Source organism: Pseudomonas poae RE*1-1-14 (genome assembly GCF_000336465.1).
GTDB classification, from domain to species: Bacteria; Pseudomonadota; Gammaproteobacteria; order Pseudomonadales; family Pseudomonadaceae; genus Aquipseudomonas; species Aquipseudomonas poae.
Window position 1 is genome coordinate 499,393 of the sequence record NC_020209.1, and the last position, 14,935, is coordinate 514,327.

Here is a 14,935-nt window from a genome sequence, read left to right on the forward strand (position 1 = left end):
GTGATCAATGAGTCGCAAAGTGGCTGTGATTACCGGTGCCGCCAGCGGCATCGGCCAAGCGCTCGCGGTGGCCTATGCGCGCCACGGCGTTGCGGTGGTCGGCGGGTATTACCCGGCCGATCCGCACGACCCGCGCATCACTGTGTCGCAGGTGGAAGAGGCGGGCGGCGAGTGCCTGATGCTGCCGCTGGACGTGGGCGACACCGCTTCGGTCGACGCCCTGGCCGAGCAGGCGGTGCAGCATTTCGGCCGCCTCGACTACGCGGTGGCCAATGCCGGTTTACTGCGTCGCGCACCCTTGTTGGAGATGACCGATGCGCTGTGGGACGAGATGCTCAATGTCGACCTGACCGGAGTAATGCGCACCTTTCGCGCGGCCACCCGCCACATGAAGGAAGGCGGCGCGCTGGTGGCGATTTCCTCGATTGCCGGCGGTGTGTATGGCTGGCAGGAACACAGCCATTACGCCGCAGCCAAGGCGGGTGTGCCGGGGTTGTGTCGGTCGCTGGCGGTGGAGTTGGCGCCGCTGGGCATTCGCTGCAATGCGGTGATTCCGGGGTTGATCGAAACACCGCAGTCGCTGGATGCGCAGAACTCGCTGGGGCCGGAAGGTCTGGCCAGGGCGGCGCGGGCAATTCCGCTGGGGCGGGTCGGTCGCGCGGATGAGGTGGCGTCGCTGGTGCAGTTTCTCACCAGTGAAGCGTCGAGCTATTTGACCGGGCAAAGCATCGTCATCGACGGCGGTTTAACCGTACGCTGGCCCGACTGACTGTAATAGGGTCTGAAAAATGTGGGAGCAGGCAAGCCAGCTCCCACAGGGGCCCGTGTTCAACAGGAGTGTTTGTATGACCCAACTCACCCACCGCCGCGCCGTCATCACCGGCGCCGGCAGCGGCATCGGTGCCGCCATCGCGCGCGCTTATGCCGCCGAGGGCGCACGTCTGCTGCTGGCTGATCGTAACGCCGCCAGCCTCGCTGAAACCGCGATCACCTGCCGCAACCTCGGCGCCGAAGTGGTCGAGTGCCTGGCCGATGTGGGCACCGTCGAAGGTGCCCAGGCCAGCGTTGATCGCTGCGTCGAGCACTTCGGCGGCATCGATGTGCTGGTCAACAACGCCGGCATGCTCACCCAGGCGCGCTGCGTCGACCTGTCCATCGAGCAGTGGAACGACATGCTGCGCGTCGACCTCACCAGCGTGTTCATCGCCAGCCAGCGCGCCTTGCCGCACATGCTCGCGCAGCGTTGGGGACGGATTATCAACATCGCCTCGCAGTTGGGCATCAAGGGCGGCGCCGAGTTGACCCATTACGCGGCGGCCAAGGCTGGGGTGATCGGCTTCACCAAGTCCCTGGCGCTGGAAGTGGCCAAGGACAACGTGCTGGTCAACGCCATCGCTCCAGGGCCGATTGAAACGCCGCTGGTGGGCGGCATCAGCGCCGACTGGAAGCGCGCCAAGGCTGCCGAACTGCCGTTGGGGCGCTTCGGCCTGGCCGACGAAGTGGCGCCCACCGCCGTGCTCCTGGCCAGCGAGCCGGGTGGCAATCTGTTCGTCGGCCAGACCCTCGGGCCGAACTCCGGCGACGTCATGCCATGAGCGGTGTATAGCCATGTGCGGACTCTGCGGACTGCTCGGCGAAGACCTGCACTGGAGCGACCCCTTGGGCGATGAACTGCCTCGGCGCCGCGAACGCCTGCGCCGGATCGCGGCGATCAACCAGGTGCTGGCGGTGTTCCGGCTCAAGGTCGAAGACTTCCAGGGCGCGTCGTACCTGCTGCTGGGGGCCACCGGCAAACAGGCGCTGGCGAGCGGGTTGGATCAATTGTGGCAAGCGGCCGAAACCATGCTCGGGCGGCCGCTGGACCCGCTTGATCCGCGTTTGCTCGACCATCTGGAGTCAGCATGAGCATCCCCCTTAACGTCATCACCGGCTTTCTCGGCAGCGGCAAGACCACCTTGCTCACGCGCCTGCTGCAAGGTGAAAGCCTGGGCGATACCGCGTTGCTGATCAACGAATTCGGCGATGTGGGCATCGACCACCTGTTGGTGGAAGAAGTCGCGCCGGACACCGTGCTGCTGCCCAGTGGCTGCGTGTGCTGCTCGATTCGTGGCGAGTTGAAAGACGCACTGCTCGGCCTGCTGCAACGTCGCGAGCGCGGGGACATTCCGCTGTTCAAACGGGTGATCCTGGAAACCACGGGCCTGGCCGACCCGGCGCCCATCCTCGCCACCCTGAACAACGACGTGCAACTGCGCGGGCGTTTTCATATTGGTCTGGTGATCACCCTGGTCGACGCCAGCCACGCCGCGCTGCAGGAACGCCTGCACCCGGAATGGCTGGCCCAGGTGGCGGCGGCCGATCGCCTGCTGCTGAGCAAGACCGACCTGATGGACGACTGCACAGCGCTGCGCGCGCACCTGCAGGCACTCAATGCCGGCACGCCGATCCTCGACACCCACGCGATCCACAGCGGCGACCAGTTGCTGCTCGGCGAAGGCCTGCGCAGCGCTGAACCGGCGGTGGAAGTGCGCCGCTGGCAACTGCATCAAGCCACTACTGTCACCCACGGCGACGCGCAAGTGTGCTGCCTCACATTTGAGCAGCCGCTCGACTGGGTCGGCTTCGGGGTGTGGTTATCGATGCTGCTAAGATGCCACGGCGAACGAATCCTTCGCGTCAAAGGACTGCTCAACGTGAACGCAAGCTCGGCCCCCATCGTCATTCATGGCGTGCAGCACTGCCTGCATGCCCCGGTGCACCTGCCCGCGTGGCCGGGCACCGACCGCCAGTCACGGCTGGTGTTCATCCTGCGCGGCCTGGACCCCGCGCAACTGCGGCGCTCCTTCGACGTGTTCTCGCGGCGTTTCGCGGCATGATCACGCTACGCGTGCTCGGCACGTCCGTGACCCTGCTCGAATGCCTGCGGGTGAGGGCAGAGCAAGAGCTGGGTATTCGCCTGGTGTACCAGGTGCACGACGTTGCCCAGGCCCAGCGCATCGCGGTGATGCAACCCTACAGCTACGACCTGTATGACCAGTGGTTTCACAACGTCGACTTTGTGTGGCCGGCGCGGGCGATCCAGCCCATCGACACGCGGCGCATTGCGCTGTGGCACGAGATCAATGACCTGCCCAAGCGCGGTCGCCTGTCGCCCAATGATCGTCTGGGCAGCGGCAGCGTACCCAGCGAGCGCCTGTTCGTGCAGCACGACGGCAGCCTGGGCAGCAGCGTGACCGAGCGCATCAGCATGCTGCCCCTGACCCACAATGCCGACAGTTTCGCTTACCGCCCCGAGCGCGTGCCCGAAGGGTTCAGTCACGGCAATGAAAGCTGGGGCTGGCTGCTCGACCCGGCCTGGGGCGCGCGTACCGCGCTGCAAAGCGATGCCGCCATCGGTGCGCTGGACGCGGCGCTGGCGGTGCAGGGCGCGGGCCTGGCGCGCTTCAAGGACATCGGCAATATGAGCATCGAAGAGATCGATGTGCTGGCTGACATCCTGGTGGGCAAGCAGAAGGCGGGGCACTTTGCGGCGTTCTGGTCGGACGACGAAGAAGCGGCGCAACTGATGCTCAGCCCTAACGTGGATATCCAGAGCCTGTGGTCGCCGACCCTGATGCGCCTGCACCGCGCCGGCGTGAAATACCGGCTGGCGGTGCCGCGCGAAGGCTATCGCGGATGGTTCGGCGGCTTGTCCCTGTCGCGCCACGCCCAGGGGCCGGTGCTGGATGCGGCGTATGCATACCTCAATTGGTGGTTGTCCGGCTGGCCGGGGGCAGTGATGGCGCGGCAGGGGTATTACATTGGCAATCCGGCGCGCAGTCGTGATCATTTGAGCGCGGCGGAGTGGGACTACTGGTACGCCGGCAAGCCTGCGCGGGAGGAGTTGTTGGGCAGCGACGGGTTACCCCTGATCGAGGTGGGGGAAGTGCGTGATGGGGGAGGGTACGAGCAGCGCATGGGGCATATTGCGGTGTGGAATTCGGTGATGGATGAGCATAATTATCTGGTGCGGCGGTGGGGGGACGTGATGCGAGCTCGGTTGGCTTGAAAGCAACCCAGAACGCAGACAAGCCAGCTCTTATCAAACACAAAATAACCTCTTGATTTTAAAGAAAAAATTTCAAGCAGGCACATCCTTGTGGCGAGCGGGCTTGCCCCGCGTTGGGGTGCGAAGCCGATCAAGGGAAACGCGGTGTACCTGATACGGCTCAGCGCCTGGTTTTGGGGCTGCTGCGCAGCCCAACGCGGGGCAAGCCCGCTCGCCACAGGGTTCCAGTCTGCCGTGCAGACAAGCCAGCTCTTATCAAAAACAAAATAACCTGTTGATTTTAAAGCACTAAATTTCAGGCAACCACATCCCTGTGGCGAGCGGGCTTGCCCCGCGTTGGGGTGCGAAGCGCCCCCCATCAAGGGAAACACGGTGTACCTGATACGGCTCAGCGCCTGGTTTTGGGGCTGCTGCGCACCCCAACGCAGGGCAAGCCTGCTCGCCACAGGATTCCAGTCTGCCGCGCAGACAAGCCAGCTCTTATCAAAAACAAAATAACATCTTGATTTTAAATAACTAAATTTCAGGAAGACACATCCCTGTGGCGAGCGGGCTTGCCCCGCGTTGGGGTGCGAAGCGCCCCCAATCCAGCAAAGCGCGGTGTACCTGATACGGCTCAGCGTCTGGCTTTGGGGCTGCTGCGCAGCCCAACGCAGGGCAAGCCCGCTCGCCACAGGGTTCCAGTTTGCCGCGCGACAGCGCTAAGTCGATCGGAGCCGATACCCCGCCATCACCCAGAAAATGAATATTCACCCAACCAAACGCCAAAAAACCGACTCATCCCTTAGCAATCTGCTAAAACCAATCACTCTACCCAAAATAGATATTTTCCTGACACCCCAACATCAGGCCGCAAGGAATGCACACACCCACAGCCACCAGCGGTCAAGAACGGCGGGCCTCACCCGAGAGCTCAGCCATGACCTGGCGCCACACCTTCCAGACCCGCATTGCCACGGTCCTTTCGCTGTTGTTGCTCATTGTCGTCGCCGCCACCTATTTCGCGGTCAAGGCCGCCACCACCCGCGCCGTGGAAAACCAGGCGCATGTGCAGATGAAAACTGGCGGCGAGGTGTTCGAGCGTCTGCTCGACCTGCGCAGTCGCCGTCTGCACTACGGCCTCGACTGGCTGACCGCCGATGCCGCGTTCAAACAGGCCGTGGCCGAGGGCAATAGCGAGGCGATCCTCGCGGCGCTGCGTCGGCACGGCACGGGTATTCGTTCCAGCCAAGTGTTCGTGCTGGGGCTCGACGGCAAGGTAGTGCTCAGCACCTTGCCGGTGTTCACGCGTGGGCAGCCGTTTCCCCCTGGCGACGCCCTGCGCCATGCGCGGCGCAAAGGGTTGCAGATGCTGATCGTCGCCATGGAAGGGCGGCCCTACCTGCTGGTGCAGAAAGACGTCTACGACCCGCTGCCCATCGCCCGTGTGGTCATGGGCTTTCCGATGGACACGCAGTTCGCCAGCGAACTGCGCTCCATGAGCAACCTGGACGTGTCGTTTCTCAGTGTGCAGGCTGATCAGGCCGGCCCGCTGTTCAGCAGCCAGCCCGAGGCCTGGCAGGCCGGCGTCGTCAATCTGCTGCGTGAGGCGCCGCTCAACCCCGAGCCGCAGATCACCCGGTTTTACGGCGAACGCGTGCTCAGCCAGGTGCTGGCGCTGGCCAACACGGGCGACGGCGGCGAGGTGCGCGTGCTGCTGCAAACCCCGCTGGACCAGGCGCTGGAATCCTTTGAACCGCTCGACCGACAGTTCATTGGTATCGCCCTGGCGGTGCTGCTGGTGTCGCTGGCCGGGGCGTTGTTCCTCGCGCGACGGGTTTCGCGCCCGCTCAGTGCCTTGGTGGATGCCGCCGCGCGTATCGGGGCCGGTGATTACGGCACGCCGGTGCGGGTGCGCAGCCAGGATGAGTTCGGCCTGCTGGCCCGCGCGTTCAACGCCATGCAAAGCGGCATTGCCATGCGTGAGCGGCAATTGGCCCACAACGCGCTGCATGATCCGCTCACCGGCTTGCCCAATCGCGCGCTGGCGATGGAGCGCCTGGGCAGTGCGATCAGCGCGCGACGGCCGGTGGTGTTGCTGTACCTGGGGATCGAAAACTACCGGGTGATCAATGAGGGCTTCGGGCCGGAGGGCGTCGAGGACATGCTGCGTGAAGCCAGCCGCTGCCTGTCCATGAGCCTGCTGACCAGCGACACGGCGGCGCGCATCGCCGGCAGCGAGTTTCTGTTGCTGCTGGAAAACACCCAGGTCGACCGCGCCGTGGCCCGCGCCGACCGCCTGCATGCGTTGCTCACCGAGCCCCGGCGCATCGGCGAAGATGAGGTGCGCCATGAAGTGAGCATCGGCATCGCGGCCTACCCCGCCGATGGTCAGCAGGTGGAAGAGTTGATCAGCCGCGCCGCCATCGCCCGGCATGATGCGGCGAGCCTGCCCGGCCACCTGCAGATCTACCAGCAGGACCGCGACCTGGCCCACCAGCGGCAGATCACGCTGATCCGCGACTTGCGCCGCGCCGCTGCCGAAGGCCAATTGCTGCTCTGCTACCAGCCCAAGCTGGACCTCAGGCTCGGCCATGTGTGCCAGGCCGAAGCCTTGTTGCGCTGGCAGCATCCGACCCTGGGTCTGGTGTCGCCGGCCGAATTCATTCCCCTGGCCGAGCGCACCGGCAGCATGGGCTTGCTCACTGCGTGGGTCATCGAAGAGGCCATCCGCCAGATCGCCGACTGGGCCCAGCGTGGCCTGCTGATCCAACTGTCGGTGAACATTTCCGTGGATGACCTGGCCGACGATGACCTGGCCCTGCGTGTCACCGGCCTGCTGGCGCACTACGGCGTGCCGGCCCGGCAACTGATCTTCGAAATCACCGAAAGCGCGATCATGCATAACCCGCAGCAGGCCCTCCGCGTGCTGGAGCAACTGCGCGATTGCGGCATCAGCCTGTCGGTGGATGACTTCGGCACCGGTTATTCGTCGCTCGCACAACTGCAGCGCTTGCCAGTACAGGAGTTGAAGATCGACCAGTCCTTCGTGCGCAACCTCGACAGCGCCACCGGCGACGGCGTGATCGTGCGCTCGACCATCGAAATGAGCCACAACCTGGGGCTGCGGGTAGTGGCCGAAGGGGTGGAGTTCGAACCCAGCCTCAGGTTGCTCAAACTGTGGCGCTGCGACACAGCCCAGGGCTACCTGATCAGCCGGCCGTTGGAGGCGAAGGCGTTCGAGCAATGGATGGGCCAGCAACGCGTTCCGGTATAACGCCTATAGTTTCTGCGCGGGCAGGCGATAACCTCAATGAGCTTGACCGATTGCATCGTTTTTTTACCGACCAGCGGTCAAGCGTGTGACGTTGTTCAGTGGTGGCACTTTGCCTTATTTACGGCATCATAGCTGCCATTGCTTTCAATTTCTGCCAAGGCTGGCCGCTTTTTCCCCTCATTCGCGGATCTCCCATGGGTCGAGTTGTTCAGCTGTTTTCTTGCGCGGTGCTGCTACTGGCGGCAGGCCCCCTCACGGCGGCCACGCTCGAGGTGCTCATGCATCAGGCTGATGGCAGCCCGGTGGCGGACGCGGTCGTCACCCTGCAAGGCCCGGCCCACGCGCCGACGGGACCGCTCAAGGCTGATATGGACCAGCGCGGCCAGCGTTTCGCGCCCCATGTGCTGGTCGTGCACACGGGCACCCAGGTGCGCTTTCCCAACAGCGACAACATCCGCCATCAGGTGTATTCCTTCTCTGCCGCCAAGCGCTTCGAGCTGCGCCTGTATGAAGGCACGCCGAGCGAACCGCTGCTGTTCGACAAGGCCGGCGTGGTAGTGCTGGGCTGCAATATCCATGACTGGATGCTCGGTTACATTTATGTCACCGACGATCCGGTGTTCGGCGCCAGCGACGCCCAGGGCCGCGTGCGTCTAGAGCAACTGCCGCCCGGCGACTACCACGCCACCCTGTGGCACCCGCAACTCAAAGCCATGCAGCCGCTGGACGGCGGCATCCTGCACGTTCCCGTCACGGGCCTGAGCCACAGCGTGGTGCTGGCCCTGGAGCCGGTGTCCGCCGATCTGCCGCCCACGCCATCGGCGTTCGGCGATGCCTTCAATCGAGCCGCCCATGAAACTGCGCAGTAGCTTTCAGGCGCGGGTCGCCTCGGTATTGATCCTGCTGTCGCTGGTGGTGATCGGTGCGCTGTATTTCAGTGTGAAAGTCGCCACTAGCTCAGCCGTGCGCGGCCAGGCCCTGACCCAGCTGGAGGTGGGCTCGCGGGTGTTCGAACGCCTGCTTGATGCACGCAGCCGACGCCTGGCCGACGCTGTGCAACTGCTGTCCACCGATTTCGGTTTTCGCGATGCGGTGGCCAGTGGCGATTCGGCAACGATGCGCTCGGTGCTGCTCAACCACGGCAAGCGCATCAATGCCAACGACATGATCTTGCTGGGCATGGACGGCAAAGTGCTGTCCAGCACCCTGAGCGAAGTGCCTGAAGGCTCGATCTTCCGCTACGACCAGGCGCTGCGCGAAGCCAGAAGCAAGCATCAGGCCACGCTGATCGTGCCGCTGCAGGGCAGGCCGCACCTGCTGGTGGAAGCGTCGGTGCTGGCACCGTTGCCGATTGCGCGGGTGGTGATGGGCTTCAGCATGGACGGCACGTTTGCCGACGAGTTGCACTCGTTGAGCAACCTGCAGGTGTCGTTCCTGGCGATCGATAAAGGCGTGCCCGGCGAGTTGGTGAGCACTCAGCCGCAGGCGCTGCGCGACAGCATTCTGGACCTGATGGAAGGCGATTCCAGCCGCCGGGGCGTGTCGACCACCGATCATCTGGAACACAGCTTTCTCAACCAGTCGCTGGTGCTGGCCAGCGACGACGACGGCAAAGTGCTGGCGCTGTTGCAAAGTCCGCTGGATGCAGCGATGCAGGCATTCGTGCCGCTCGATGAAAAGATCCTCGGCATTGCGCTGGTGGCGCTGTTGGCCTCGTTGATTGGCGCATTGCTGCTGGCGCGCACGGTGTCACGGCCCGTGCAGGCGCTGGCGTCGGCGGCCGAGCGCATCGGGCAGGGCCACTACCTCACGCCGGTGACCCTCACCCGCAGCGACGAATTGGGTTTGCTGGCCGGCGCGCTCAATGCCATGCAAAAAGGCATTGCCGAGCGCGAGCAGCAGTTGGCGCACAACGCGCTGCATGACCGCCTCACCGGCCTGCCTAACCGCGCGCTGGCGATGGAGCGTCTGGGCAGCGCGATTGCCCTGCAGCGGCCGATTGCGCTGATTCACCTGGGCATCGATAACCTGCGTGCCGCCAGCGAAGCTGCCGGGCCGGGCGCCGTGGACCAACTGCTGCCCACCGTCGGTCGTCGCCTGCAAGCGGTAATGCGCCCCGGCGACACGCTGGCGCACCTGATCGCCGACGAGTTCTTGCTGTTGCTCGAAGGCGCCGGCAGCGACGAGGCGGTGGGCATGGCCGACAAACTCCAACAATTGCTGCTGCGCCCCCACAGCATCAACGGCCATGATCTGGCGCTGGATTGCCGCCTGGGCATCGCGACCTACCCGGCCGATGGCGAAACCGCGCACACCTTGCTCGAACGCGCCGCGATTGCCATGACGGACGCGGCGAAAATCCCCGGGCGCCTGCAGGTTTACGAGCAGGGCAGTGACCTTGCCCATCGCCGCCAGATCACCCTCATTCGCGACCTGCGCCACGCGCCCGGCCAGGGTCAATTGCTGTTGCACTATCAGCCCAAACTGGACATTCGCCAGGGCCACGTGCGCCAGGCCGAAGCCTTGCTGCGCTGGCAACATCCGCAGTTCGGCATGATTTCGCCGGCGGAATTCATCCCGCTGGCCGAGCGCTCCGGCAGCATTCGCTTGCTGACCCAGTGGGTGATCGAGGAGGGCATCCGCCAGCTTTGCGAATGGAACCGGCGCGGCCTTTACCTGCAACTGTCGCTGAACATTTCGGCGGAAGACCTGCAGGGCGACGAGCTGGCCCATCGCGTATCGGCGCTGCTGCGACGCTATGCCTTGCCGGCCGAACAGTTGGTGTTCGAGATCACCGAAAGCGCGGTGATGCGCGAGCCGGAAAAAGCCCTGAAAGTTTTGCACCTGCTGCGCGACTGCGGCATCAGCCTGTCGGTGGATGACTTCGGCACCGGCTATTCATCGTTGGCCCACCTCAAGCGTCTGCCGGTGCAGGAGTTGAAGATCGATCAGTCGTTCGTGCGCAACCTCGATGAAACCAGCGAGGACGCGGTGATCGTGCGTTCCACCATCGAGATGAGCCACAACCTGGGCCTCAAGGTGGTCGCCGAGGGCGTCGAGTACGCCCACAGCCTGCGCCTGCTGGAGCGCTGGCAGTGCGACACGGCCCAGGGTTACCTGATCAGCCGGCCCTTGAGCGCCGATGCATTCGAAGCCTGGGTGGCGCTGCCGCTCAGTGCACAAACTTCCCTGGTTCATTGAGTAGCCTGACGTGCGTTTTTTCCTGATCGGCTGCCTGGCCGCCCTGACTGTGCAAACCGCGCTCGCCGATAACGGCCGTCTGATCGCCACCGGCGGTGCCAGCAGCCTCGAGGGCGCGGCCGGCGGTGGCATCACGCCGTGGGCGGTACTCGCCGGTTACGGCGAACAGCACGAATGGGGCGCCACGGCGTTCGCCACCACGGTCAACCTGCCGGATTATCGGCTGGACGTGGCAGGGTTGGCGTTGGCCTATGACAACCGCGTCGAGCTGTCTTTTGCCCGGCAACGCTTTGACCTCGGCACCCTGGTGCACCGGCTCAACCTGCCGGATGACCACCTTGGCCAGGATGTGCTGGGGATGAAGGTGCGTTTGTTCGGCGACGTGATTTACGACCGTCTGCCCCAGGTGTCCCTGGGCCTGGAATACAAACACCAGAGCAACTTCGATATCCCCCGCCTGGTCGGCGCCAGGCGCGACAGCGATGTGGAAGGCTACCTCGCCGCCAGCCGTTTGTTCATGGGCGCGGCGTTTGGTTACAACGTGCTGGTCAACGGCAACCTGCGCTACAGCCGCGCCAATGAAACCGGCCTGCTCGGTTTTGGCGGCGACCGCCGTGACCGTCGCAGCCTGCTCAAGGAGGGCTCGGTGGCCGTGTTGTTCAACCCGCGCTGGGCGGTCGGCGTGGAATACCGGGAAAAACCGGACAACCTGTCGTTTGCCGGCGAAAGCGATTGGGCGGATGTATTCGTGGGCTACTTTCCCAACAAGCACGTATCGGTGGTGCTGGCCTACGCGCGCCTCGGCGAAATCGCCACGCTGGCTGACCAGAACGGCACCTACCTGTCGGTGCAAGGGAGTTTCTGATGCGCTTTCTATTGGTTGTACTGGCCGTGCTGCTCAGCGCCTGTGCCCAGCAACCGCCCAGGGATGACAGCCTGTACCGCGACCTGGGCGCCATGCCCGGCATTACCCGCATTGTGGAAGGCATGCTGCTCAACGTGGCCCGTGATCCGCGCATCGTCGAACACTTTCGGCACGTGGATATCCAGCGCCTGCGCAACAAGCTGATCGAGAAATTCTGCGTGGAAGCGGGCGGACCGTGCACCTACACCGGGGACAGCATGGCCGAGACTCACAAGGGCCAGAACGTGACCCGCAGTGACTTCAACGCGCTGGTGGAGGATCTGATTGCTTCGATGGATAAGGAAGGCATCGCCGTACCGGTGCAGAACCGCCTGATTGCGCGGTTGGCGGCGTTGCGTGGTGAGGTGATCGAGCGCTAGCCTGCGCTGTCGCACCGCTAACTGGAGACACTGTGGCGAGCGGGCCTGTTGTGGCGAGCGGGCTTGCCCCGCGTTGGGGTGCGAAGCGCCCCCAATCCAGCAAAATGCGGTGTACCTGATACGGCTCAGCGCCTGGTTTTGGGGCTGCTGCGCAGCCCGACGCAGGACAAGCCTGCTCGCCACAGGGAATCTGCGCTTAACTGAACGGCATGTGTTTATGCCCATGAAAAAGGCGGCTACCTGTTGAGGGTAGCCGCCTTTTTGTTACCGCCCGTACCGCTTAATCAGGCAGTTTGAACGCCATTACGTAGTCACCCTGCTTGGTGCCCAGGGAGCCGTGACCGCCGGCCATGACGAGCACGTATTGCTTGCCGTCCTTGCCGGTGTAGGTCATCGGTGTGGTCTGCGCGCCGGCTGGCAGGCGGCCTTCCCACAGTTGCTTGCCGTTTTTCACGTCATAGGCACGCAGGTACTGGTCGAGGGTGCCGCTGAGGAACGCGACGCCGCCGGCGGTGGTGAAGGTCCCGCCCAGGCTCGGTACGCCCATGGTCAGCGGGATCGGAACCGGCGAGCTGTCACGCACGGTGCCGTTCTTGTGCATCCACAGGGTCTGGTGGTTGGTCAGGTCGACCGCTGCCACATAACCCCACGCCGGTGCCTGGCACGGCAGGCCCAGAGGCGATAGCAGCGCTTCGAGGATCACGCCGTACGGCGCGCCTTTGTTGGGCTGCACGCCTTCGGTTTCGCTGACGCGCGGGCCTTGCTTGGCGATCTCGGCGGCCGGGATCAGCTTGGATTTGAACGCCATGTAGCTCGGGTTCACAAACGCAATCTGACGCACCGGGTCGACCGAAATGCCGCCCCAGTCGAACACGCCGAAGTTACCCGGGTACACGATCGAGCCCTGCAGCGAAGGCGGGGTGAACGGACCGTCGTAGCGCATGGATTTGAAATCGATGCGGCACAGCATCTGGTCGAACGGGGTCACACCCCACATGTCGCGCTCTTTAAGCGGCGGCGGCATGAAGTTCAGCTCGGATTTAGGCTGGGTAGGGGAGGTGCGATCACCCGCCACTGCGCCTTGCGGTACGGCCACTTCGTGGATCGGCACTACCGGCTGGCCGGTTGCGCGGTCCAGCACGTAGATGCTGCCTTGCTTGGTCGACGCCATCACGGCCTGCTTGACGCCGGCTTCGGTCTTGATGTCGATCAGCGACGGCTGGCCGCCCACGTCCATGTCCCACAGGTCATGGTGAGTGAACTGGAAGCTCCACTTCACATGGCCACTGTCAATGTCCAGGGCGGTGAGGCCGGCAGCGTATTTCTCGGATTCGTCGGTACGGTCGCCGCCGTACTGGTCGGGCATCTGGTTGCCCATCGGCAGGTACAGCATGCCGAGTTTTTCATCCACGGCGAACATGGACCACATGTTCGGCGAGTTGCGCGTGTAGGTCTGGCCCTCGGCCAACGGGGTGGTGTCGTCCGGGTTGCCGCTGTCCCAGTTCCACACCAGCTTGCCGGTGTGCACGTCGAACGCGCGGATCACGCCGCTTGGCTCGTCGGTCGACACGTTGTCGGTGACGTGGCCGCCGATCACCACCAGGTTTTTGGTCACCGCTGGTGGCGACGTGGAGTAGTAACCGCCCGGAGCGAAGCTGCCGATATTGGCGCGCAGGTCGATCTGGCCTTTGTCGCCGAAGTCTTCACACATCTTGCCGGTGTCGGCATTCAGGGCGATCAGACGGGTGTCGGCGGTCGGTACGAAAATGCGCTTGGGGCAGGCAGTCGGCGCGGCGGCCGGGCTGGCGCTGCCGGTGGGGCTTTGCTCGGAAGCGTAGGCGGCGTCATCGTGATACGACACACCACGGCAGGTCATGTGCGCCCAACCCTTGAAGTTCTCGGCGCCCTGGCTGCTGATCTTCGGATCGAAACGCCAGATTTCCTTGCCGGTGTCCGGGTCCAGCGCAATCACCTGGCTGTGCGGGGTGCACACGTAGAGCATGCCGTTGACCTTGAGCGGGGTGTTTTCCGCGGTGGTCTCGCCCGGGTCGCCGGCGCCCGGGATGTCGCCGGTGCGGAAGGTCCACGCCGGAACCAGCTTGTGCGCGTTGGCCGGGGTGATCTGCGCCAATGGCGAGTAGCGATCACCGAACGCCGAACGGCCGTAGGAGTTCCAGTCACCATCGGCCTGGGCGGGCGCGGCGTTGGCCATGCCTGGCACCGCGTCGCGGTCGAGCTGACCCTTCTTGACCATTTCACCTGGGGTGGTGAACTGGCTGGCCAGTGCGGCGGCACCCGCCAGCACCACGGCCACGCTCAGTGCGCCGGTGCCCAGCGGCGCCGGTTGACCGCGCAGCAACGGACGGCGAAACCACGGCAGCAGCATGACCAGGCCCAGGGCGAACAGCAGCGCCAGGCGCGGCACCAACTGCCACCAGTCCAGGCCGACTTCCCACAGGGCCCACACGGTGCTGGCGAACAGCACCAGTGCGTAAAGGCCCAGCGCCGCGCGGCGGGTGGCCAGCAGCAGGACGCCGGTCAGGGTGAGGCCGATACCGGCCAGCAGGTAGTACAGCGATCCGCCGAGCATGCTCAGCTTGACGCCGCCGGCCAGCAAGGCCAGGCCCATGATCAGCAGCAAGACGCCAAGCAGCCTGGGCAGCAGGCGGCTTGGGCTCGAAGCCCCATCAGTGCTCATAGTGTGTTTCTCCGTCACGTTGGAATAGTTATGTAACCCCGCGCTTCACTGTAGATGACGATTCGACGCGGGCTTGGTTCAGGGTTTTTTTGCTATTTCTGGGGAACGCGAGGCTTATCCACAGGCGGGCGATAGGTTCCCCGGACGCAGGCTGGTTTAAGACAGCGCTGTCTTTATAGTGGGGAACTGTCGGCGAATGTGGACGAACGGGAGGTGAAGCGTTTCAGATTGTTGCGAAGGATAATGCGGTGGGCCGTTTTGAGAAAGCGTAAATCGCAAGATGCATCATTTCAGATTCGGTAACAGTGACTGAATGTCGCGGCGAAAGTTGAAGGGATAAACAGGCTCATGTGGGAGCACGCCGACGATCAATGTGGGAGTCCAAACTCCTGTGGCGAGCAGGCTTGCCCTGCGTTGGGCTGCGCAGCAGACCCAAGAGTAGTTTCAG

11 protein-coding genes are annotated in these 14,935 nt (G+C 64.2%); 10 read left to right on the plus strand and 1 reads right to left on the minus strand.

Translation table 11 applies throughout. The features are described 5' to 3' along the window. Nucleotides 1-7: 7 nt before the first annotated feature. The 10 genes from H045_RS02300 (at nucleotide 8) to H045_RS02345 (ending at nucleotide 11,789) form a co-directional block, all read left to right on the plus strand. Nucleotides 8-769 (plus strand): SDR family NAD(P)-dependent oxidoreductase, encoded by a 762-nt coding sequence (locus H045_RS02300; RefSeq protein WP_003234084.1) that lies wholly within the window; start codon nucleotides 8-10, stop codon nucleotides 767-769. A gap of 76 nt (nucleotides 770-845) precedes the next feature. Continuing rightward, entirely contained in the window at nucleotides 846-1,595 is a 750-nt protein-coding gene (locus tag H045_RS02305) for an SDR family NAD(P)-dependent oxidoreductase (protein ID WP_015371311.1), read from the plus strand. A gap of 13 nt (nucleotides 1,596-1,608) precedes the next feature. After that, nucleotides 1,609-1,905, plus strand: a complete 297-nt coding sequence (locus H045_RS02310; RefSeq protein WP_015371312.1) for a hypothetical protein — start codon at nucleotides 1,609-1,611, stop codon at nucleotides 1,903-1,905. Beyond that, complete coding sequence (locus H045_RS02315) at nucleotides 1,902-2,876, plus strand: CobW family GTP-binding protein (RefSeq protein ID WP_015371313.1); 975 nt, start codon at nucleotides 1,902-1,904, stop codon at nucleotides 2,874-2,876. The genes H045_RS02310 and H045_RS02315 overlap by 4 nt, the downstream gene beginning before the upstream one ends. Then, nucleotides 2,873-4,048 carry an ABC transporter substrate-binding protein gene (locus H045_RS02320; RefSeq protein ID WP_015371314.1) on the plus strand — a complete coding sequence of 392 codons (1,176 nt, stop codon included), beginning with the start codon at nucleotides 2,873-2,875 and terminating at the stop codon, nucleotides 4,046-4,048. The genes H045_RS02315 and H045_RS02320 overlap by 4 nt, the downstream gene beginning before the upstream one ends. Before the next feature lie 919 nt (nucleotides 4,049-4,967). Further along, a complete protein-coding gene (locus H045_RS02325) occupies nucleotides 4,968-7,304 on the plus strand; it encodes a putative bifunctional diguanylate cyclase/phosphodiesterase (protein ID WP_015371315.1) in 2,337 nt (778 codons plus the stop codon). 194 nt (nucleotides 7,305-7,498) lie between these two features. Then, nucleotides 7,499-8,173 (plus strand): methylamine utilization protein, encoded by a 675-nt coding sequence (locus H045_RS02330; RefSeq protein ID WP_015371316.1) that lies wholly within the window; start codon nucleotides 7,499-7,501, stop codon nucleotides 8,171-8,173. Continuing rightward, nucleotides 8,157-10,505 carry a putative bifunctional diguanylate cyclase/phosphodiesterase gene (locus tag H045_RS02335; RefSeq protein ID WP_015371317.1) on the plus strand — a complete coding sequence of 783 codons (2,349 nt, stop codon included), beginning with the start codon at nucleotides 8,157-8,159 and terminating at the stop codon, nucleotides 10,503-10,505. Before H045_RS02330 ends, H045_RS02335 begins: the two co-directional genes overlap by 17 nt. 10 nt (nucleotides 10,506-10,515) lie before the next feature. Beyond that, nucleotides 10,516-11,370, plus strand: coding sequence for a DUF3034 family protein (locus H045_RS02340; RefSeq protein ID WP_015371318.1), 855 nt, complete (start codon nucleotides 10,516-10,518; stop codon nucleotides 11,368-11,370). Then, complete coding sequence (locus tag H045_RS02345) at nucleotides 11,370-11,789, plus strand: group I truncated hemoglobin (RefSeq protein WP_015371319.1); 420 nt, start codon at nucleotides 11,370-11,372, stop codon at nucleotides 11,787-11,789. Before H045_RS02340 ends, H045_RS02345 begins: the two co-directional genes overlap by 1 nt. Before the next feature lie 280 nt (nucleotides 11,790-12,069). Here H045_RS02345 and H045_RS02350 read toward each other — a convergent pair whose 3' ends face one another. Next, entirely contained in the window at nucleotides 12,070-14,487 is a 2,418-nt protein-coding gene (locus tag H045_RS02350; RefSeq protein ID WP_003231510.1) for a glucose/quinate/shikimate family membrane-bound PQQ-dependent dehydrogenase, read from the minus strand. Nucleotides 14,488-14,935 lie beyond the last annotated feature (448 nt).